The sequence below is a fragment of the Roseibium sp. AS2 genome (assembly GCF_038900065.1).
Lineage (GTDB): Bacteria > Pseudomonadota > Alphaproteobacteria > Rhizobiales > Stappiaceae > Roseibium.
Genome location: NZ_JBBMQN010000007.1, coordinates 97922 through 118746, shown reverse-complemented (window position 1 = coordinate 118746; position 20825 = coordinate 97922). Strand labels below are relative to the sequence as shown.

General features: G+C 62.1%; 21 protein-coding genes. 10 read left to right on the top strand and 11 right to left on the bottom strand.

Translation table 11 applies throughout. The annotated features are described in order from the left end of the window. Nucleotides 1–83 precede the first annotated feature (83 nt). Nucleotides 84–1079, bottom strand: a complete 996-nt coding sequence (locus tag WNZ15_RS20050; RefSeq protein ID WP_342894801.1) for a cyclodeaminase — start codon at nt 1077–1079, stop codon at nt 84–86. Further along, nucleotides 1069–2076, bottom strand: coding sequence for a hydroxyectoine utilization dehydratase EutB (gene eutB, locus WNZ15_RS20045; RefSeq protein ID WP_342894800.1), 1008 nt, complete (start codon nt 2074–2076; stop codon nt 1069–1071). Before eutB ends, WNZ15_RS20050 begins: the two co-directional genes overlap by 11 nt. A gap of 208 nt (nt 2077–2284) precedes the next feature. On the opposite strand from eutB, the gene WNZ15_RS20040 reads away from it, so the two are divergent. The 8 genes from WNZ15_RS20040 to WNZ15_RS20005 all read left to right on the top strand — a co-directional run bounded on the left by WNZ15_RS20040 (nt 2285) and on the right by WNZ15_RS20005 (nt 10210). After that, nucleotides 2285–3469 carry a M24 family metallopeptidase gene (locus WNZ15_RS20040; RefSeq protein WP_342894799.1) on the top strand — a complete coding sequence of 395 codons (1185 nt, stop codon included), beginning with the start codon at nt 2285–2287 and terminating at the stop codon, nt 3467–3469. A gap of 7 nt (nt 3470–3476) precedes the next feature. After that, a complete protein-coding gene (gene argE, locus WNZ15_RS20035) occupies nt 3477–4655 on the top strand; it encodes an acetylornithine deacetylase (protein WP_342894798.1) in 1179 nt (392 codons plus the stop codon). Continuing rightward, nucleotides 4652–5371 carry a GntR family transcriptional regulator gene (locus WNZ15_RS20030; protein ID WP_342894797.1) on the top strand — a complete coding sequence of 240 codons (720 nt, stop codon included), beginning with the start codon at nt 4652–4654 and terminating at the stop codon, nt 5369–5371. Before argE ends, WNZ15_RS20030 begins: the two co-directional genes overlap by 4 nt. 204 nt (nt 5372–5575) lie before the next feature. Next, nucleotides 5576–7627: a KedN5 family methylcobalamin-dependent radical SAM C-methyltransferase gene (locus WNZ15_RS20025; protein WP_342894796.1), complete on the top strand. Its 2052-nt coding sequence runs from the start codon at nt 5576–5578 to the stop codon at nt 7625–7627. Next, complete coding sequence (locus WNZ15_RS20020; protein ID WP_342894795.1) at nt 7620–8405, top strand: phytanoyl-CoA dioxygenase family protein; 786 nt, start codon at nt 7620–7622, stop codon at nt 8403–8405. Before WNZ15_RS20025 ends, WNZ15_RS20020 begins: the two co-directional genes overlap by 8 nt. A gap of 28 nt (nt 8406–8433) precedes the next feature. Then, nucleotides 8434–9465 (top strand): hypothetical protein, encoded by a 1032-nt coding sequence (locus tag WNZ15_RS20015; RefSeq protein WP_342894794.1) that lies wholly within the window; start codon nt 8434–8436, stop codon nt 9463–9465. A gap of 283 nt (nt 9466–9748) precedes the next feature. Next, nucleotides 9749–9958, top strand: coding sequence for a dodecin domain-containing protein (locus WNZ15_RS20010; RefSeq protein WP_342894793.1), 210 nt, complete (start codon nt 9749–9751; stop codon nt 9956–9958). Nucleotides 9959–10000: 42 nt separating this feature from the next. Continuing rightward, nucleotides 10001–10210 (top strand): hypothetical protein, encoded by a 210-nt coding sequence (locus WNZ15_RS20005; RefSeq protein WP_342894792.1) that lies wholly within the window; start codon nt 10001–10003, stop codon nt 10208–10210. A gap of 61 nt (nt 10211–10271) precedes the next feature. Here WNZ15_RS20005 and WNZ15_RS20000 read toward each other — a convergent pair whose 3' ends face one another. The 3 genes from WNZ15_RS20000 to WNZ15_RS19990 all read right to left on the bottom strand — a co-directional run bounded on the left by WNZ15_RS20000 (nt 10272) and on the right by WNZ15_RS19990 (nt 12747). Beyond that, nucleotides 10272–10730, bottom strand: a complete 459-nt coding sequence (locus tag WNZ15_RS20000) for an SRPBCC domain-containing protein (RefSeq protein ID WP_342894791.1) — start codon at nt 10728–10730, stop codon at nt 10272–10274. 155 nt (nt 10731–10885) lie between these two features. Continuing rightward, entirely contained in the window at nt 10886–11716 is an 831-nt protein-coding gene (locus WNZ15_RS19995; protein WP_342894790.1) for a methyltransferase domain-containing protein, read from the bottom strand. A 143-nt stretch (nt 11717–11859) separates the two neighbouring features. Next, nucleotides 11860–12747 carry a hypothetical protein gene (locus WNZ15_RS19990; RefSeq protein WP_342894789.1) on the bottom strand — a complete coding sequence of 296 codons (888 nt, stop codon included), beginning with the start codon at nt 12745–12747 and terminating at the stop codon, nt 11860–11862. Between the two features lie 247 nt (nt 12748–12994). Here WNZ15_RS19990 and WNZ15_RS19985 point away from each other — a divergent pair, with 247 nt between their 5' ends. Beyond that, the gene (locus WNZ15_RS19985) at nt 12995–14554 is read left to right on the top strand and encodes a S8 family serine peptidase (protein WP_342894788.1); all 1560 of its coding nucleotides are present in this window, start codon (nt 12995–12997) and stop codon (nt 14552–14554) included. Between the two features lie 201 nt (nt 14555–14755). Beyond that, entirely contained in the window at nt 14756–15091 is a 336-nt protein-coding gene (locus WNZ15_RS19980; protein WP_342894787.1) for a hypothetical protein, read from the top strand. 73 nt (nt 15092–15164) lie between these two features. Here WNZ15_RS19980 and WNZ15_RS19975 read toward each other — a convergent pair whose 3' ends face one another. From WNZ15_RS19975 to WNZ15_RS19950, 6 genes are all read right to left on the bottom strand, one after another. After that, nucleotides 15165–15896: a class I SAM-dependent methyltransferase gene (locus WNZ15_RS19975; RefSeq protein ID WP_342894786.1), complete on the bottom strand. Its 732-nt coding sequence runs from the start codon at nt 15894–15896 to the stop codon at nt 15165–15167. Nucleotides 15897–15898: 2 nt separating this feature from the next. Further along, nucleotides 15899–16684 carry a hypothetical protein gene (locus tag WNZ15_RS19970; RefSeq protein WP_342894785.1) on the bottom strand — a complete coding sequence of 262 codons (786 nt, stop codon included), beginning with the start codon at nt 16682–16684 and terminating at the stop codon, nt 15899–15901. Continuing rightward, the gene (locus WNZ15_RS19965) at nt 16681–17466 is read right to left on the bottom strand and encodes an SDR family oxidoreductase (protein WP_342894784.1); all 786 of its coding nucleotides are present in this window, start codon (nt 17464–17466) and stop codon (nt 16681–16683) included. The genes WNZ15_RS19970 and WNZ15_RS19965 overlap by 4 nt, the downstream gene beginning before the upstream one ends. Beyond that, nucleotides 17463–18113, bottom strand: coding sequence for a class I SAM-dependent methyltransferase (locus WNZ15_RS19960; RefSeq protein WP_342894783.1), 651 nt, complete (start codon nt 18111–18113; stop codon nt 17463–17465). Before WNZ15_RS19960 ends, WNZ15_RS19965 begins: the two co-directional genes overlap by 4 nt. A gap of 22 nt (nt 18114–18135) precedes the next feature. Beyond that, complete coding sequence (locus WNZ15_RS19955) at nt 18136–19269, bottom strand: amidohydrolase family protein (protein ID WP_342894782.1); 1134 nt, start codon at nt 19267–19269, stop codon at nt 18136–18138. Between the two features lie 177 nt (nt 19270–19446). Beyond that, nucleotides 19447–20772, bottom strand: a complete 1326-nt coding sequence (locus WNZ15_RS19950; RefSeq protein ID WP_342894781.1) for an aminotransferase class V-fold PLP-dependent enzyme — start codon at nt 20770–20772, stop codon at nt 19447–19449. Nucleotides 20773–20825: the final 53 nt, after the last annotated feature.

Genomic DNA, 20825 nt, shown 5'->3' with positions numbered 1-20825 from the left:
GTTTCGAGAGTTTCCAGCCGGTTCATGCCTTCCGTTTCGGAGCTGGGGAGCGCATGTGTCCGGAAAGTGAATCAAATGTGTCGTCAGCTCAAAACGGTCGTTCCGGCCTGGGCGCGCCTGACCCTTTCGAGCGCCAGTGTCGCCATTGCCGTATCCTGAACCCCCGTTCCTGTGAGGTCGCAGACGGTAATGTCGTCATCGGACATGCGGCCCGCGGCGGCTCCGGTGATGACGTTGCCGAGTTCACTGACATTGCTCAGGCTGCCCGGTGGTCCCGCCGCGCGCGCTCTGCGCAGTTCCCCCATTGTTTCGCACTGGCTGATCCGGTCGCACACCACTGCGTCAGCGCGTTCGAGGATCCGGGGGTCCAGCTCGTTCTTGTCCTCCTGATCGGATCCCATGGCCGTGACATGAAGACCGGCATGCAGCCAGTCGGCGCTCAGTATGGGATCCCGCGCGGGTGTCGTGGTGATGACGAGCTGGCATTGCGCGACAAGGTCGGCGGGGTCCGTGCAGGCCGCCACGTCGATGCCAAGCGCAGCGGTCAGTTCCGCTGCCACCCGCGAGGCCTTGCCGGCATCGCGGCCCCAGATCAGCGCCTTTCCGAACGGACGGACCTTTGCCGCGGCAACCAGTTGCAGGCGCGCCTGCACGCCGGTGCCGAGGACCCCGGCGGTGGTGACATTCGATGGCGCCAGAAGCCGGGCCGCGACCGCGCCCGCCGCCGCCGTCCGGATATCCGTCAGATAGCCATTGTCCAGAAACACCGCCTCGACCAGACCCGTTTTCGCCGAAAGCAGCACCATGAGACCGTTGAGACTTGGCAATCCGAGGCCCGGATTGTCGAAAAAGCCTGGAGAGATTTTCAGAGCGAACCCGTCGAGACCCGGTACATAGGCGGTCTTGACGTCCACTTCCGCATTGATCTCCGGCAGCGACATCGACAGGACCGGCGGCATCACCACCTGGCCCGCCGCCAGACTGGCAAAGGCATTCTCGATGCGGTCGATGACGTCCAGATCGAGTTGTACGGCTCGGCGCAGGTCGGGTTCGGTCACGAGTATGATCTCATGCGGCATAGGAAGTCCCCCTGAGATGATAGTCGCCGAGGTCAACGTCCTGACCGGTCACGATACTGGTGAACCGGGTCATGTCCACGTTCCGTCCGGAAAGGATCGTGGCCACGGGACCATCGAAATCCGGCAGTTTGCCCGCGAGACACGCTGCGATGCCGACGACGCCGGCCCCTTCCGCCACATGGCCTTCCTCGTGGTAGAGAACCTGCATGGCCCGGCGGATTTCCTCTTCGGTGACCAGAACGACCGCGTCGAGAAGCTTTCGGCACATGTGGAAGGACAGCTTGTTGTTCAGGCCGATGCCGCCCCCGAGCGAATCCGCGAGACTTTCGACTTCCCTTACCTCGACGGGTTTTCCGGCGTCTAAGGAGGCCTTCATTGCCGCGCCGCGGTCCATGGTCAGCCCGAATATCCGGATCGCCGGGTTGATGGACTTTGCCGCCAAGGCAGCTCCTGCGGCCAGACCACCGCCCGAGAGCGGTATCAGCAACGTCTGCAAGCCGGGCAGATCTTCAAGGATCTCGAGGCCAACGGTGCCTTGCCCGGCGATGACGAGGGGATCGTCAAAGGGCGAAATCTCGGCAAAGCCCTGTTCGCCTGCGAGGAGTTGGCAGTCGGCAAGCGCCGCGTCCTGACTGGTTCCGACGATCCTGATCTCGGCGCCGAGCGCCTTGATCGCGTCAATCTTGGTTTGTGGCACAAGAGACGACATGCAGATCACGGCCCGTAGCCCCAGGGATCGCGCGGCAAAAGCGACCGCACGCCCGTGATTGCCGGTTGAGCAGCAAACGAGCGTATGCGTTTCGGCGGAGACCTTGCGGGCCGCGTTCATTGCGCCGCGCAATTTGAAGGCCCCGGTCGGCTGCATCGTCTCCATCTTGAGGTGAAACGGCACCCCCGTCAGACCGCTCATGAAGGGGGAGGGCAGCAAGGGCGTCCTGACGATCTCTCCGGCAAGGGTTTGCCGCGCCGCCAGTATGTCAGCAAGGGTCAGGTTCATGTCAGCTCTACCAGGTTCGCGTCATTGCGGGCGCGGCGTGCGTTGCGGTCGCGGCATGCGTTGGCTGACGTGTCGAGTCAGTCGCGGCGCATATTTGTGTACAACGAAGCTAGATATCTTGTTTCCAGCCGTCAATACCGAAGAAAAAGCTTGCCAGACGGCGTGAAGTGATTTCATTTGTATACAACTAAACATGACAGGAATGGCCATGCCCGGTTTGGATCTTCCGTTTTCCAGTACAGAATACGCGCGCCGTCTCGCGCTGATCCGCGCCGACATGGAAAGGCGCGGCATCGATGTCCTGTTCCTGGAGGATCCGTCGAACATGGCGTGGACGACCGGCTATGACGGCTGGTCCTTCTACGTGCATCAGGGGGTGATCGTTTTTCTCGACGACGACCCCGTCTGGTGGGGCCGGCTGCAGGATGCCAATGGTGCCAGGCGCACGGTCTGGATGGATGATGACCACGTCGCGGCCTACGCCGACAATTTCATTCAGTCGACCGAACGCCACCCGATGCAGGATCTCGCCCGTCTCCTGGAGGCCGGAGGCTACGCCGGCAAGCGGATCGGGGTCGAACTCGAAAACTATTATTTCTCGGCCAAGGCCTACCTGACCTTGCGCGACGAATTGCCGAATGCGGAGTTCATCGACGCGACCGGCATGGTCAACTGGCTGCGCGCCGAAAAATCCGCCGAAGAACTGGTTTTCATGCGCAAGGCCGCCCGGATCTCCGAAAAGATCATGGACGGGGTCTTCGAGAGGGTTGAGCCGGGCATGCGCAAGGCGGACCTCGTTGCGGAGATCTACGCCGATGCCATCCGAGGCCTCGACGACGCCTGGGGGGATTACCCGGCCATCGTGCCGCTGCTTCCCAGCGGCGCGGACGCGTCCGCGCCGCACCTGACATGGGACGGCCGGTTCATGCAGGAGGGCGAGGCGACGTTTTTTGAACTGTCCGGCTGCTTCCGCCGCTATCACGCGCCCCTGTGCCGCACCGTCTTTCTCGGCCAGCCGCCCCGGTATCTTGTTGACGCCGAAAAAGCGCTCATAGACGGCCTCGAAGCCGGGCTGGACGCGGCACGGGCCGGAAACACCGCCGGCGACATAGCGCGGGCACTTGCCGGGCCGCTCGCGGCGGCCGGCATCGAGCGCGGTGCGCGGGCGGGTTATCCGATCGGCATCTCCTATCCGCCCGATTGGGGTGAACGCACCATTTCCATCAGGGACGAGGACACCACCGTTCTGAAACCCGGCATGACCTTCCATTTCATGCCGGGCCTGTGGATGGACGGTTGGGGCCTGGAAATCACGGAGAGCATTCTGATCCGCGAGACGGGCCCGGCCGAATGCCTGTGCGACAGGCCCAGGCGCCTGTTCGTCAAGACCTGAGGGCGCCATGGCGGCATCGCATCTGCTTTCTTCGACACGTGAGATTCTGGACAAGCTGATCGGGTTTCCGACCGTATCTGCCGACAGCAATCTGGACCTGATCGCCTATGCGGCCAATCTGCTGGAGGACTGCGGGGCCAGGGTCTCCGTGTCCGGCGACGGCACGGGCAGCAAGGCCAATCTGTATGCGACCCTGGGCCCCGAAACGGCCGGCGGTCTGGTTCTGTCCGGTCACACGGATGTGGTGCCGGCGGACCCCGCCGAGTGGCACAGTGACCCGTTTTCAATGCGCGAAGCGGACGGGCGGCTTCATGGCAGGGGGGCGTGTGACATGAAAGGCTTCATCGCCGCCGCCCTTGCCAAGGCGCCGGAATATGCGGCTCTCGACCTGAGGCGGCCACTGCACTTCGCCCTGACCTATGACGAGGAGGTCGGCTGTTTCGGCGCGAGGCAACTGGCCGAGGACCTTCGCCGCTCGGAGCTGCTGCCCTCGGTCGTCATTATCGGCGAGCCGACCGAAATGCGGGTCATCGAGGGCCACAAGGGCTGCTATGAATACACCACGTCCTTTCACGGTACCGACGGTCACGGCTCGGAGCCGGAAAAGGGTGTCAACGCGATCCATGTCGCTGCCCGGTTCATCGGCCGGATACTTGAACTCGCCGAAGACATGCGTCTGAAGACCGGCGCCGACAGCGCCCGCTTCTCGCCGCCCTGGACGACCCTGCAGACCGGCCGGATCGAGGGGGGCTCCGCGCGCAATGTCATAGCCCGTCACTGTACCGTCGAGTGGGAGATGCGCCCGGTCCGCGAGGCGGACGCGCAGCAGGTCAAGGCCGCGCTGGAAGCCTATTGCCGGGATGATCTGCTGCCGCGCATGCGGGCTGTCTGCGCGGATGCGGACATCGTCACCGAGGTCATCGGTGAAGTGGCGGGGCTCGCCGTCATGAGCGAGAACGAGGCGCGGGACATCGTCAGGGCACTGACCGGCGCGAACCTGTGCGACGTGGTCGCCTTCGGCACCGAGGCGGGCCTGTTCCAGGCCCTTGGCATGTCCGTCGTCGTATGCGGACCCGGGTCGATTGCCCAGGCCCATCAGCCAGACGAATTTGTCAGTCTCGACCAGTTGGACAAGTGCCTGGACATGCTGACCGGACTGGAGGAAACGCTGGTGAATCCGGCATGACCGATTTGCCCGACAGCAGTGCTGCCGACGTCGCACTCAGGCTCGAAAACGCCGCCGGCGCACAGGAACGCTTCCAGATCATGTATTCGGTCCTGCGCGACCGCATCTGCACGCTTGTCTATCCGCCGGGCACACAGCTCGGCGAAGAAGCGTTGGCCGAGGAGTTCGGCGTGAGCCGGTCGCCCTTGCGCAAGGCCTTGCAGATCCTGGAAGCGGACGGATTGCTGCAATCGCAACAGGGGATCGGGACGCTTGTGACCGATGTCGATCTGGACGCGCTTGCTCAGGTTTACCAGTTGCGTTTGGAACTCAACGAACTTACCGGCAGACTGTCACCGGCGACTGTGGATGACGCATTGCTGCAGGAATTCGACGCGATGAACCGTCGGGCAGCGGTATTGCGCGCACATCCGGACCGGCATGAGTTCGCGCGACTGAACATCGATTTTTTTCATGTGTTTCAGCTCTTGAGCGAAAATCAGCCGCTGCGCGATCATTCGGAAAAACTGTTCTACCAGACCTGCCGCATCTGGCTGACCTTGATCCCGGAAGCGGCGCTCGAGCGCGAGGTCAAGGTATTTTGCGGCGAGATCGAGGAGATCACGACCGCCGTCAACTCCGACGATCTGCAAGCTGCCGCCCTGATCAGGCGGGCGCATCTGTCCATGGGGTTCAAGCGGTTGCGCAAACACAGGAAGGTGGATGCGATCGCCTGAAGCCTCGGCGGCTGTTCCATGGGCGCAATCCTGAAGGTGATCGCCGGATCGTATCGGGCAGTCCGTTTCGAACTCGGCTGAAACAAGCAACCTGGGACATGACACCAGCCAGACGCGGACTTAGCCTGACCCTCTGATTTCTTGACATCGCATGAAATCGCCGACGTCCCATTCCGCATCACCAGTGCTCGAATTGGAGAGAGGGTGCCTGAGCAAACGGCAATCGGTCGAAAACGACTCGCCTGCCTCGTCCAGCAGGGTGTTTGGGACATGCCTGTCGAAACAATGCCGCTTGCCATGGGCTACCTCAAGGCCATGGTCGACGCCGATGATCTTCTCGGTCGCGAAGTGGATGTCAGGATTGCCAACTTCGGCGGCGGCGCAACCCTTCAGCAGATGGTTCGGCGCCTGTTCAGCGGTCCCATGCCGGACATACTGGCATTCTCTGTGTTCGGCTGGAACATCCAGTCCTTCGGACGGCTCGCGGAGACTTTCAAGCAAATCAATCCGTCCGGCTGGGTGATCTTCGGCGGGCCGCATGTCGCCCATCAGGCCGAACGGGTGCTCGGCAGATGGCGCGGCGTCGACGTCGTCGTCAATGGAGAAGGCGAATTCGTCTTTTGCGACCTGCTGCGCGCCTGTGTCGCCGGCGGGCGTGTCACCGAACTGGACAGCATCGACGGTATCTCGTTTGCCGCCGGCGATGGCACGGTGCACACGACAAGACCCCGCGACCGCATCGGCACTCTGGACCGGATACCGTCTCCGTTTCTCTCCGGCGCCATTGAAATGAAAGACGCCGCTGGCCGGTTTCGCTATGACGCGGCCCTGATGGAAAGCAATCGCGGTTGCCCCTATGCCTGTTCCTTCTGCTATTGGGGCGGGGCCATCGGACAGAAGGTCCGCGCCTTCTCGCGCGAACGCCTGAAGGCCGAACTCGATTTTTTCGGCTGGCACGGGATTGAGAGCCTGGTCCTTTGTGACGCGAACTTCGGGATGCGCGCAGCCGATCTCGTGTTCATCGAGGACATCATTCAGGCGCGTGAAACACACGGGTTCCCACGTCATCTCATCACCTCGTGGTCCAAGAACAAGTCGGAGACCTTCTTCGAGGCGGTCCACCTGGTGAAAAGTTCTGGCCTGTGCAGTACGTTCACCCTGGCCCTGCAGACACTCGACGAAGACACGCTGCAACACATGGGCCGCAAGAACATGCGGATCAATCAATGGAAAGGCGCCGTGGACCGTCTCGATGCACTCGGGGTGGACAGTTACGCCGAACTGATCTGGGGAGCTCCCGGCGAAACCTATGATGGTTTTATCGAGGGGTATGACCGTCTTGCGGAACAGGTTTCCTGTATCGCGGTGTATCCGCTCCTGCTACTGCCGAATTCCCACTACGCCGACAACCGTGCAGCTTACGGACTGGTCACGTTGCGCACGCTGGAGGATGACTTCGAACGTGTCTTGAGCCACGACGCCATGACGATTGACGACAACAGGAAAATGATGCGGTTTCTGTTCTGGGCGCGCATCCTGTCCGAGAACTCGGTTTTTCGAAACATCTGGTCTCCGCTGCTGAAGCTGGCCGGAGTGTCTCAATCACAGGTTCTTCTCGCCCTCGACACCTGGATCGACGCCCAGACCGACAGGATCTCCGGGTTGCTCCGTGCCGTCCGGGACCAGATGGCGGACAGTCTCGATGCCTCGCGCTACACTGCGGGGCTGCGGATTTTCTACACCGAAGCCGGCGTCCTGGACATGCTTCTTGCCTGGTGGACGCAATCGATTAGGCCCATGGTGCCGGCACCGCACGCGGATTTGCTGGACGACATTTTTGCCTACGATCTCGCAACCCGCCCGATATACGACGATCTGGAACGGCCCGACTGGCGGTTGCAACAGGAGCCCGCGGTCGAGACCGTCCACGGAGAGTGTTTCTACGTCATCGATTGCCAGGAGATCTGCTGCGACGTTCCCGAACTTGTTCGCCGCATCAAGTCAGGCGAAAGGAACCTGTCGCGGGGTGTCCGTACTGCGGGCGGCCTTTATTTTCGCACCGGGTTCCAGCGTTGTTTCGCCAACCAGGAATTTGCCCCCCGATACATCGGCAAGACCCGGGCCATGGTCGAGGCCGCGAACCGAAGTCGCAGTCAGACACTGTCACCCGGCCACCCCGGCGCCGGAACAAGCTCCGGGAAACCCGGAACAATCGAGGAAACCAGCACCAGAACAAATCGGGTCAGCCATGCTTAAACTTTCGCCCAGTGACGTCGAAACATACAACCGGCAGGGATTTCTGATCACAGGTCACAATATCGGAGCAGACCGTCTGTCGACGCTTCATCGCGCGGTGGAGAGCGTCATAGAGGCCAATCCCGATGTCAGGCCCGAGCGGCTGGTGAACATCCATCAACCGGGCCGTAATCCGCAAGGCCTCGTCGGAGACCGGCGCTTTCTTGATATCGCGCGGGAACCGGATATTGTCGATCTCGTGAACGATGTCATCGGCCCCGACATCATTCTCTGGGGCGCTCAGCTTTTCTGCAAGCCGGCCGGCGACGGCATGGCGGTGCCCTGGCACCAGGACGGCTACTACTGGCCGATCCGCCCCTTGGCGAATTGCACCGCATGGCTGGCCCTGGACGCGTGCACGGTGGGCAACGGTTGCCTTCGGGTGATATCGGGGTCTCACCGCGAGCGCAGGTTGTTTTCCCATTTGCGGGAGGCGCGGGAGGGCCAGGTCCTCGATCTTGAGGTCAAACCGGAAGAAATCGACGAAACCAGTATTGTCGACGTTGAACTCGAAGCAGGGCAGGTTGCGCTTCTCGATGTTTTCCTGGTCCACGGATCCAATCCGAACCGGTCCGCCAATCGCCGCGCTGCGCTTGCGATGAGATACATTCCCGGCACCTCCTACATTGACATGGAGCTGTTTTCACCAAGAGCGCTCTGGTTGCTGCGTGGCAAGGATCACACGGGACGCAACGACTTCGATGTCTTCCACCGGGAACTGACCCGGGAAGAAACCTGACAAGAGGGGCAGGTGAGAGGGCCTATTCATGATCTGGGCGGATTTCGGCGAACCGGGCTTGCTGGAAGCCTTTGAACAGGGGAAACGCGCGCCTGCGAACGAGGACCAGTCTGCTCCCCTGCGCCAGTTCAGCGAAGCACTGTGGACAACGGTCTCCGCCAGGTTGCCGCGTCACGAATGTCAGTTCGTCAAGCATTGCGCGCAATGGCACAAGGACACGCTGCAGGCGGCCAGGTCCGATGACCTCGCAAAGGCCCAACGGCTTTCAAGGGAGATCTGGAAGGTCGCGCGGTCGCGCGCCCTGTCGCCACTCGCCTGCATGCTGATGGATGTCTTTCTGCCGCCGGCCGACGCTTATCTGGCCTACCGCCTGGGCGATTATGAAGGCGCCCGCGCGTTGCTTCTGAAAATTTCGGCGCTCGATGAAACGCTTGTGGGCGCGCACGGCCTGCCTTTGTTGAGCGTGCACAGACTACAGCTTTGCCACAACCTGATGCGGGTTCACACGCGGCTTTCGGAAAACGGGGCGGCGGCAAGACTGGGCGCCATGCTCCTGGACTATATCGAGTTTCGCATTGACCCGGTGGCGCCGGAACTTGTGTCCAGGCGGGAGGTGCTCGATTGTGCCTCCACCCCGGTCCTGTCGTTCTATTTCGACAAGATCTGCGGTGAAATCGCGGTGGCACTTGCCCAGGAGCCCGCTGACAGCGCAGCCGGTCTGTTCCGATTGATCCGCGCGCACGGGTCTTGCGGAGTCAGCGAATTCGCTCCCTTCGCGCACAAATGGATTGGCCTGAAGGAAAAGGCGTTGCGCGGTGAACTTGCCGGGTTCAGGGCTGCGGTCATCCCCCTGTTGCGCGGCGGGCGATCGACCGAGCCTCTTTTATGGTACGCAGCGATCATCGAGGTTATCACGGTCGCACGGACCTTCGATGACGTCCCGGCGCAAGCGTTCGCCGAGCGCCTCGCCCGAGCCGCAACGGATCTGCCGGACGCGCCGTGGATCATGGCGGCGATCCTGGATCAACCGGTCGCGCGTCAGGCCCTGTCAGCCAATTGACCGGGTCTTGTCGGTTCTGGCCCCTGCAGGACATGACATCCCCCTTTCTTTGCACAAGCCGCGCAACCGGTTGACGTTTTCCCGCCACGAAACGGCAAGCCGTATCCCTGGCACATAAGCAATTTGAGAGAAGACGGAGGGGCTTGGCCTGCGTCACCTTTGCGATATCGAGGCGATCCGGGATGCAAGGCCGGGCGGGAACGACCTCCGGCCGGCGCCAGCAACGTGTCGCAAACCGCAACAACCACGTCGACGGCCGGGCCGTCCGCCAGGGGAGACCGGTATGCAGGAATTCGAGGTCATGGATGTCGTGGCGGTGTCGCGGGAATCGTTTTCAGCGGGGATCAGACGCGCCGTCGAAGAAGCGCTTTCGACGCTCGGTGACCGTCTTGAAAGTGTCGAGATCGACCCGCCGTGGAATGTCGCGCTGACCAGCGACGGGCAGGTTGAATTCCGCAACACCGTGCGCCTGATCTACAGGTCGAACAAATAGCAGGCCTTTTCGCGCTTTCAGTCATCACGAGGAATTCGGAAAATGGGCACGTTCAAGGTGAAGGACTTTGTCGGGGTCTCCAGAAAGACATTCTCCGACACCTACCGGGATGCGATCAGGCAGGCAAAGACCGTCGTGCCAGGTGACATCGGCGGCGTGGAAGTCTCACCGCCTTTCTACGTCGTGATAACCGAAAACCGCGAGATCGAATTCCGCTCCACGGTGCGCATCGTCTACGAAACGGATGACTAGCGCACGGTTCCAGAAACGGTCCCATCACACTTGCCGTCATCTGGGACCCGGAAGGGGCGTGTTATTTCTGTTCCTTGAGAATCCTGTCCTCTGCCTGAAGGATGCTTTGCCAGCCGGACTTTGTTTCCTTGATGTAGTCTTGCCACTTTTCATCGATCTCGTTGTCGATGGTCACGATGCTGCCGGCGCCATCCGGTGCGATCGTCAGGCAGACGTTGCAGGGGTCTGACTCGTCGGAATCGGGAGTGTTCCACGTAAACAAGAGCCGATTGGGAGGCTGGAACTCCAGGTAGGTGCCCCAGTGGCAGAATTCCTCGCCGTCACGCATGTCGCAGAACAGGAACCTGCCGCCGATCCTCGGGTCGATTTCGACGCGGGCGATCTCGCCTGTCAAACCCATCGATTTCAACGCATCACTCATCCAGTCTCGCACCTTGTCGGGCTTGATCCAGCCGTTGAAGACGTCTTCCACCGGCGCATCGAATTTCTGCGTGACCTTGACGGAAATAGGCTTTCCCATGTCCTGACCTCTGTGGTTGCCTAGTGGATCATCTTAACAAACGCCCGAAACACTGTTTGGTTCCCACAGCGCGCGCGCCAAAGAAAAAGTCGCGAGGCGGAAATCTCAAGATACCGGGCCTTTTGGACTCCATACCCGGCGCCGTATGAGACCCTTCAGGTCTTTGCACTGCACCTCATGGTCACCCGGTAGCCGTTCCGATAGTCGAACAGGGGCACCGGATTGGCCAGATCCGCGCCGAACCAGTCGTAATATCTGAATGCGCCATACCCTGCCTTTCCAAGCAGAAACTCCAGGGCGCCCTTTGTCGGATACCCCACCGGAACCCAGGGGTCGCTGGTACTGGTATCGACCGACATGCCCTCGCGCTGGGTTTCATCTTCGTGCAGCAGTATGAGTGGTTGCTCGGAAAGAAATCTGGTGAGCTGTTCCATGAAGAACCTCCCGTAGATGCCTTTCGACAGTTCCAGCCAGTCGGGCGGTTCGTGAAACCCGACGGGCACGCCGACCTGTGTATCCACGATGACGTGTGCCGGCTTCAGACGGCAGATTTCCTGGATCAGCAAGGGGATATGAGCGGTATGATAAAGATAGCCGAGGCACATGATGACGTCATACTGTCCGGCCTCGAGTGTCGATATCGTGCTCAGGGCATCGCCGCACAGGAACGTGTACCGTTCGTCCGCGATCTGCTGGGTTTGCATGTTCACAACACTATTTCGGACCAGGTAGGGCCTGATTTCAATGCCTGTGCAATGGCGCGCGCCCGCCGTGAGGGCCGCGAAACTCCAGCGTCCGTCGTGACTTGCGATATCAAGCAGGCGGCTGCCCTGGATGATGTCGCGATTGTCATCGATTATGGCACGATGGCGTTCGTTCAGACGGTCCCTGTCGGCGCCGGTTTGGCTGGTCTCCAGAAATTGCGGGTAAAGGTCAAAGAACCCGCCGCCGTCCGCGGCCCGGTTGTCCTTTTGCACAGTGGGCATTTCGTTCATCTCGGAAACCCTCGACTCTGAATTGGTTGCGGAACAGGTCTTGCGGACGCAGGACAGCGGCGGCCCCTATGTCAAACGTGCGGCGGTCGGAAGGCTTGGGGTTTCTGTCACGGTGTGCGTTCCTTAAAAGCGGATCAAGGGTCTGTTTCAAGGCTCTCAAGCCCCATGAAGGGATCGGCTGTGGGATGTTTCACTCTCAGGCAGACGCTTTCGGGCGATACCATGTCCGCGGACTGGTCGTAGCTGTACAGCAGCGTCACCCGTGCCCGTGCCGTCGGACCCACCCGCGCGACGCGGTGAAGGGAGCGCCGTCCCATGAACAGGGTGAAGGCACCGGTTGGAATTTTCAGGGACCGGGGCGTGTCAACGCCGTCGAACACACGCCGCAACCCGTCGTCATTCTCGTCGTCTTCAGTCCGGATCAGGGGAACGTAGTCGAAGGTTCCACCGACATCCGCCTCCTGGATCATGAGCGACACGGCCCATTCGTTCGCGTCGAAGTGCCAGCCGAACCTTTGGTTCTCACGCATGACATTGATCATCACTCCGAGAGTTGGGCAGGCCCAGCGATACAGCGTGTCGAGATCAAGCAGACGGCGCACGAACTCGGTCAGTTCGTCGAATTGAAACAGGTCGAGGCAAGGTCCGTCCGCAGCGAGTTGCTCGGTTGTCAGGATGCCGACATCGCGCAGGTGCAGCCGCCGGCGCGGGTGGTCCTCCGCAAAGCCGCGATTGTCTTTCCAGCCATAGGCGGTGGCCGGGTACTTGTTGGGGCGCGCCTCGGCTTCTACGGCCTCGACTTCCCGGGCCATTTCCCGTGTCGCGGCCTCTGTCAGGAAACCGGGCAGCACACATAGCGTTTCCGCGCGCATCATTTCGTGACATCGCTCGATGAGTGCAGACGCACGCGGGCTCGACAGGTCGTGTATCGGGTATTGATCGAGGTCGATATAATGCGCCAGTCTCTCAAAACGCCGTTCGGTTTCAGCACGGCTGGCTGACTGGCTGCTGGCTATTGCCACGGTCGTCTCCTTGTCTTCATCTCGGTCTTCACCTTGGTCTTCACCGGGGCATGCGCCCGGCGGTTCCTGGGTTTTGCGAATTTCGGCGTTTCTGGAACGGTGCTTCTTTTGCCGGGCCGGGTCTTCTCCTGAATTGCCTGCTGGGGCGGCGACTGCCGGCCGGAGACCCGACAAGCGCTGCGCAACCTGGGAGAAGATGCAAGGGGTGGCGGACCCCTAGATTTTGCTGATCTGAAAGGCAGCTGTCATGGTTTCGCAAAGCAACAAGGAGCGCACCTTCGCGCGCCTGTCCCGCCTCGAGGCGCTTCCCGACATACTGCCGTCGCAGCCGGGAGTTCCGCGCGTCGATGTGTCCGTGGCAGTGCGCGGCGGTGCTTTCGCGAGTTCAGATGCGCAAACACGGGCAAGACTTGACGTGCCCGCGGAAGACGTCTTTGCGTCGGCCACTTCCTTCCTTTCCAGGACCTGCGGCTACGAGGACCAGGTCGCCCGGTTCGCGGAGGCCGGTATGCTCTTCTTCTATCCGAGGCGCGATCTCCTCGACGCGTCCCTGGACGAACGCCGGGCGCGGGGCGGAAACGGAGCCGTCAGCCGGGTCTTTGTCGATGACGGGCGCCTCCTTCTGGAGACGGGACGTGTGCTGATCGGTTTCGACCCGGAAACGCGGGAGGCGGACCGGAAGCTGATCATGGACCGCGCCGGTCTTCTGGAACTTGCCGGATCCGGCCTGCCGCAGGGTGTCTGGCGCGCATTGGTTCTGGATGGCACGCCGGCAGTCGAGAAGTGCCTGAACCTGCTGGACGAAAACAAGGTGACCTTCGCCGAACCGGACTTCATCGAACAGGTCGGAGGTCGGCTGACACCCGACGATCCCCTGTTCGCTCAGCAGTGGCACCACAAGGCGATTGACTGCGAGGCCGCCTGGGACATGTCCCTGGGCACCGACGTCAGGGTCGCGATGATCGACAACGGTTTCAAGACCGATCACGGCGATCTTGCGTTTGCCGCAGGGTCCGGGTTCTTCCGGACAACTTCCGACTTTCAGGACGCGGATTTTGTCCCGGGCACTCTGGGAATGCCGGAGGGCGACCATGGCACGGCGACGGCGGGCATGATCGCCGCAATCAAGGGAAACGGCTTCGGCGGTTGCGGCGTGGCGTTCGAATCGAAGCTGATGGGGATTTCCTGCCTCAACGACCAGGTCGGGACCCAGTCGACCCTTGGACGCGCGATTGCCTACGCCGCGCGGCCTGATCTCGAAGGCCGCACGGAGGCCGGAGCCGACGTGATATGCTGTTCGCTCGGGCCCGATGGTGCCGTCTGGCGGATGAGCGAGACGCTGCGGCTTGCAATCGAATTCGCGGCCACGCAGGGACGCGGCGGGCTGGGATGCCCCGTATTCTGGGCGTCGACCAATGGCAACTACCCGATCGGAGCCGACGAAGTCTGCTCCCATCCCGATACCATTGCCATCGGCCGGTCCACGGAGGCCGACACCGACGATTCTTCGGGTTACGGGCGCGAACTCGAGTTCCTCGCCACTGGCGCGCGCGTCCGGTTGCCGTCGGGCAACGGTGGCTACGGTTTCAAGCACGGCACCTCGTTCGCGGCGCCCTGTGCGGCAGGGGTGGCCGCCCTGATGCTGTCGGTGAACAGTCAGTTGACGGCCCGGGAGCTGCGTCAGATGATGCGCGACTCGTGCGACAAGATCGGCACGTTGCCCTACATCCTGGGGCGCAATGCAAGGTTCGGATGGGGCCGCATCAGCGCCCGTCGGGCTGTCGAGGCCGCAAGGGCCGGTGTTTAGGCGGGCAGGGAGGACGGGACCATTCCCGATCGCAAGCAAGAAATCCTGAAGCGTCTTTCCGGGATGGAAATCGTGAACGATGTCCACGTTTCTCCTCCCGGCCCCGCGCATTCAGCAGACACATCTGGTGGGGCGCCGGGACCCCTGACACCGGGTTCTCCGCTTCCGGGAAACCTGCCTGCCGGATCGTTGCAGAGCCTGGTGGACTCGGGTTGGGCCGTGGTGCCGCATGTTGCGGGAGCTCCCCAGAGCAGGGACGAAGACGCCTTCCTGCCCCTTGCGACCGGTGAACACGGCGGCCTGTTTGTTGTGACGGGCGCATTGACCGTGCAGTTCGACGCGCATTTGTCTGAAGACGATATTGCCCGCCTGCTGGCCGATCATGGATTGCATGTCCGGCGCAAGCTCGGCTTCGGCGGCCTGTATCTGGTCAGCGGGGCGGGAGACCAGGCCCTCGCAAAAGCCATGGATCTCAACGGGCTCGATCAGGTGTCCTTCGCCGAACCGGTTCTGGTCGAACCGCTGGGTGCGCGCTGAGAGACGTTTGTCCCACAATTCGAAATACATGAAAATCCGGCGCGGCGGCAGGCCATTGGCTGATGCCGGTCAATCAGCGCGGCGCCTCGGCGCGATAGATCGTCTGCATGTTCCCGCCGGAAGAATGATGCGGCTGTTTTTCGCGGGGCGCATGGAAGGTTTCGGCGCGGGTCGGCACAAGCCCCAGATCCCGGACATAGCCGGAAATGTCGGCGTCGGTATATGTGACGGTCTGGTAGAACGCCGGGCCCATGTCGAGCAGGAAACCCGGGCCGGTCGCCGCATAGGAATCGCCGATCATCACCGAGAAGACAACCGCGCCTCCAGCATCCGTCACAGGCAGGAACTTGCGGAAGATGGCGTCCATCATCGCCCGGTCGATATGCGAAAAGACGCTGCCCAGAAGGACGACGTCGGCCTCCCGGATGGCTTGTGCTTCGAGCGCGCTTTCGATCGCGCCGAACCGGGCTCTCGGATCCCCGCCGAACGTGCGGCCGGCATAGTCCAGACAGGCGTCTCCGTGCTTGCTCGGAGTCCCTTCGACTTCAAGTCCATAGTACCGGAAATCATTCAGACGCCCGGTCAGGAAATTGAAAAACCGGCCGAACCCGCAACCGTAATCCAGAACGGTCATGCCCTCCCGGTAATGCGGGCCCATGGCCTGAGCGAGACAGGCGCACCACAGAGAGGAAACCGGCTCGTCGTCGCAGCCGACACTTCCCACATCCGGAACCCGCCCCTCGATCAGTTTCGGAAAGGGCGTGTGTTGCCATTTCCCGGTCCACAAGGTGTCTTCGAACAGCATGGTCAGGTCTCCGCTACAGGCATTTGCGCAATTGAGTCCCGGGCGTCGCCGGCGATCCGGAGACGCAGGCGTCTCAGCTTGTGATAGTGGGGCAGGCAGTTCTCACAGGCGCGCCGGAGGCGTGGATGGTCGTCCGGCGACGGATAATCGCGCTGCCGGTTCTCCGAGAACCCGGTGCTCGCCGACAGATGCCGGTGCCAGCTCGGATCGCCCCACCAGTTGGCGTCGAAAGCATCGGGAATTCCCGGTTGCCAGGACAAGGCATCCGGCCGATGGCGCAAGCCCACCGCCGCGCACCAGGCGGCGACCGTATCCTGCGGCCTGGCAACAATGTCGGCCGCGTCGATCACGACCGGCGTTTCTCCGGTGCGTTCCACCGCCTCAACCATCGTGACCAGAGCGGCGTAGCCGGTTTCCTCGTCGCTCATGTCCGGCATGCGCGCAAAGAGCGAGGGAAGCGCCTCGTTCGGGTCACGGATCAGGAAACTGTTGCGGAACAGGGCGAGAAACGCAGGGGTCACATGCCGGACCACGTGATAGGCGTGATCCTTCACGAACACCGGCTTGTCCGCGGCCGCGTCCAGCACCTGCCGCAGGATATGGTCGAACCGCAGACCCGGATCGGGGCTGACATCCGTGCGGCGCGGACTGATCCGCTGATCGCTGAAATAATAGGGGCGGGCGAAGGGTTCGTCGAACACCTGGTGATCGCCCCGCTCGAACATCATTCTGCCCATCGCGGTCGACCTTGCCCGGGCGTGGCACCACAGGGCGAGCGGCTTTGTCATTGTGCGACCTCCAGACGATCCATGTACCAGCGCGCTCCGCCATCCACTGCAATGTCCTGCATCGTGATCGCGCCGGACGTGTCCAGGCACAGGTGAACGACAATGCTTGCGATCTCGTCGGGATCCACCAGCCTGCAGCGCGGCATGAGCCGCGTCAGCGCGTCCAGCAATGCCTGCGGTTCAACTTGTTCCGTCCTGGCCAGATCGCCGATGGCCGCGCGCGCCATGGCCGTGTCGACCCAGCCCGGACTGATCGTATTGCCGGTCACATTATACCGTGCGCCGGTCAGCGCCGCGGAACGTGTCAGCGAAACGACCCCTGCCTTCGCAGCGGCATAGGCAGGATATTCCGCCGATCCGAGCAGGGCGATATCGGACGCGATCGAGATGATCCGGCCCCAGTTGCGATCGATCATGACAGGCAGGCAGGCCCGCAAACATCGAAACGTGCCGGACAGCATGGTCCCGATTTCGTCGTCCCAGTCGGCATCTGAAAGCGTGCCCAGGCCGGCGCTGTGGCAACTGCCGGCCGCGCAGACGAGAATATCGATCCTCCCGTGACGTTTGAGGACCTTGTCCATGAAGGCGTCGACGGATCGGGTCGAGCGGACGTCGAGATCCTGTCCCGAGATCCCGTCGCCGGCGCCGGTCGCTTCGCCGGCCTTTCGGGATCCGATCACAACCTCGGCTCCTGCCTCCGCGAGCCTGCCTGCGACCGCCGCGCCGATACCGCCGGTGCCACCGGTCAAAACAGCCACCCGTCCCGCGAGTGCCTTGCTCATGGTCCGATGTCTCCGGCGCCGGAGCCGGGGCGTCGACACAGCACGATCTGCAGGCTGGTGGACCCCGTGTCTTCGGAAAAACAGCGAAATGGCGGGAAGAACTCCGGTCTGGTCGCCCTTTTCAGCGTCTCCAGCCGGGACAGTTCTTCATGAAAACGCACTGCCGTGCTGTCCGCCCGCAAGGTCAGGCAGAGAAGGCCATCGGGCCTGAGCACGTCAAGGAGGTTGCCGATGGCACGGGCCGGGGCGTGTCCGATCGTGAAAACGCCGCATGCGATGACCGCATCGAACTCCGGATCGAAGGGCAGGGGGTGACCGATGTCGGCGACGACGTGACCGTCATAAACCGCTTTTGCGCGGGCCTGCCCGATCATCCGGGGAGAGAGATCGACCGCGCAGATCCGCGAAAACCCGAGAGCGTTCAGCGCGGCGCCGACCAGCCCGGTCCCGGCACCGGCATCCAGCACCCGGACCGATGCCGGCAGCAGGCGAGCCAGTTCCGCCGCCGCGCGTTGCGCACCGGTATATCCCAGTGCCTCCTGCACATGCCGGTCATACACCTCCGCCCAAACGTCGTATCGATCCCGTAGGTCTTCCGCGCTGTCGGCGGCATAAACCCACTCGATACGCGCCAATGCCTCGTTCAATGCGGCGGTTCCGGTGTGCCCGCTAGCCAATGTGGTAAGCCTCCGCAGCATTGCCGCCGAGTATCCGGTCCCGGTCGGTCTCGGACAGGTGCGACAGCGTCTTTTGCAAGGTTCGCACCGGATCGGCATGACCTTCTTCGTGGGGATAGTCCGATGCCCACATGAACTTGTGCGCGCCGAGCAGGTTGACCATGGAATCGAATGTGAATTCGTCGGTTTCGCCGGCAACCCAGCACTGGCGCGCGAAATAGCTGCTCGGTTTCATTTTCATGATGTGGTGCCCGGTCATTTCATAGGCCCGGTCCATCCGGTCGACAAAATGGGCAATCCAGCCGCAACCGGCTTCAAGCACTCCGATCGACAGACCGGGAAAACGCTCAGGTACACCGCCCTGGAACATCGAAGCCAGCGCGATCTGGCAATCCACCGCATACATCATGTTCAGGAACCACGTGTTGCGGCCGAAGGTGGTCTCGTGGAGCTGGCGCCCGGCATGGAACGGTGAATTGCTGATGTGAAAGGCGACCGGCATGCCACGATCCTCGCATTCGCGCCAGATCGGATCGTAACAGGCATCACCATAGGAAATTCCGCTCATCGGCACGGGTGTCAGATAGAGACCACGGGCCCCCAGATCCGCGGCGCGCTTCAATTCCGAAAGGCCCTGTTCGATATTGGCCAGCGGGACCATGGCGATCGGAACGATGCGGCTCGCATAGGGTTTGCAGATGTCGTTCAGCCAGTCGTTGTAGACCTGGCAATAGGCCAGGGCCAGGTCGGTATCCTCGCACTCGCTCTGCCAGCCCAGACCCAGGGACGGATACATCAGCGAAACATCGATCTTTTCACGGTCCATCCAGCCCAGACGTTCGTTCATGTCCCGCGCGGCAGGGGGCACATGCCCTTCATAGGAAGGTCCGGTCTCGACTTTGTCCTCGTCCCACTTCTGGCGTATGTCGTCATCCAGCGTGCCGAAGGACCCCAGAGACCCGCCTTGCACGATCTGAGACTTGCGTCCGGCAATTTCCAGGTATTCGGCTCCATCCTGATCGACCCGGATCCGCAAGGCGCGCTCCTTGAAACGGGGCGCAAGATTTTTTTCCCACAAGTCCGCGGGTTCCAGAACGTGGCCGTCTACATCGATAACAAAGCCCATGGGTATCTCTCCGCCAGATAATGCCGGTACCCAGACCGCAGGGCCCCGGCGACCTCACGGTAATCATGCAGTCAAGGCCTCATCTACTCTTGAATTGCTGCATCGGCTTCTGGTGTGACGGCGGCTGTCGGAGCCGCTGACCTTCAGGAAATCCCGTGGTGACCCGCAAGCTGGCGGTCAGCCGCGCTCCCGACGCGCTGTCTGTGTGGACGCGGCAATGAACCGGTCAAGATCGTCGGAGCGGTGATACAGGCGCGTCGAAACGCGAACCGCGCTGGCCGTCCGGCCGTGGAGCGGAAAATCGACCCGCTTGACGATGATGCCGTGGTCCGTTTCCAGCCGGGCGATAAAGCGGTCGATCCGTGTCGGGTCAAAGATTGCGCCGGCATCGCGGAACGGATTATAGGCGGTCAGCCCGCTCAACAGCCTCGGGTCGCCATGCGGTGAAAACAGGTTCCCGGGTCCCAGCTCAGCCACGATCCGGTCGCGCAGGCTGGCCGACAGACCCAGAATGGCTGCCTCGATCCGTTTGCGTCCGAGCGCCTGCCAGATTTCGCAGGCCGTCTCGAGAGCCTGCAGCCGGGCGATGCTGGCGGCGCCGGCGTTCTGGACATACTCCGCGATATCGTAGGTGGGGTGTCGGCCGCTGGTGCGCGCCGGCAGGCCGCCTTCGAGTGGATACCAGATTGACGCTGCCGGCCAGAATACCGGCAGAGGATTGGGGTTGTATTCCGCCAGAACGCGATTGCGAATGTAGACGAGACCCGTGCCGGGCGGACCGCATTGCCACTTGTTTCCGGAACCGGCCGCGAAATCGGCACCCCAGTCGTGAAAGTCGATATCCAGCATGCCGGGCACATGAGCAGCGTCGACCAGTGTAATCGCGCCGTGCCGCTGTGCCAGACCCGCGATTTCCCGGACCGGCAGCCGCGTACCGAGATTGGCGGTCAGCGCCGAGAACAGAACCAGCCTGGTGCTGTCGGACACCTGTTGTTCAAACCGCGCCAGAATGTCCTCTGCGGTCTGATCGTGGCCGAAGGGGAGCGTCACGACTTTCAGACGAATGCCCAGCCGGTCGCGCAGAACCGCCAGCGGCGCAAGACTGCCGAAATGCTCGTTGTCCGTCACAACAACTTCGTCTCCGGGGGAAAGGTCCAGTCCCAGCAGGATCTTGGAGATTGAATCCGTGGTGCTGTTGGTGATCGCGATCTCGTCCGTCTCGCAGCCGAAACTCTGCGCAAGATTGGCGCGGATCCCGCCGAATGTGCTGCAGATCGGCTCGTCTGCCTCATGCAGACCGCGCAGGGGAGCGCCGACCGTGCTCGCATCCATGTTCACCAGGCCCGGATCGAGCGAGAAGAGATGGTCTACCCCGTCCAGTGATCCGCCGGTTCCGAGTGCGCAGCCGTTCAGATATTTCGTGACGTCTGGCGGCCTGGCTTGTGTTCTGACCGGAGTTTCAACGACGCCGAGTTGTTGCAGGCGATCGAAGAAGTCATGCATCGGAGTGCCTTTCCGCAATGTCTGGGCGGGTCTCTCTGGAGTTTACGCCGATG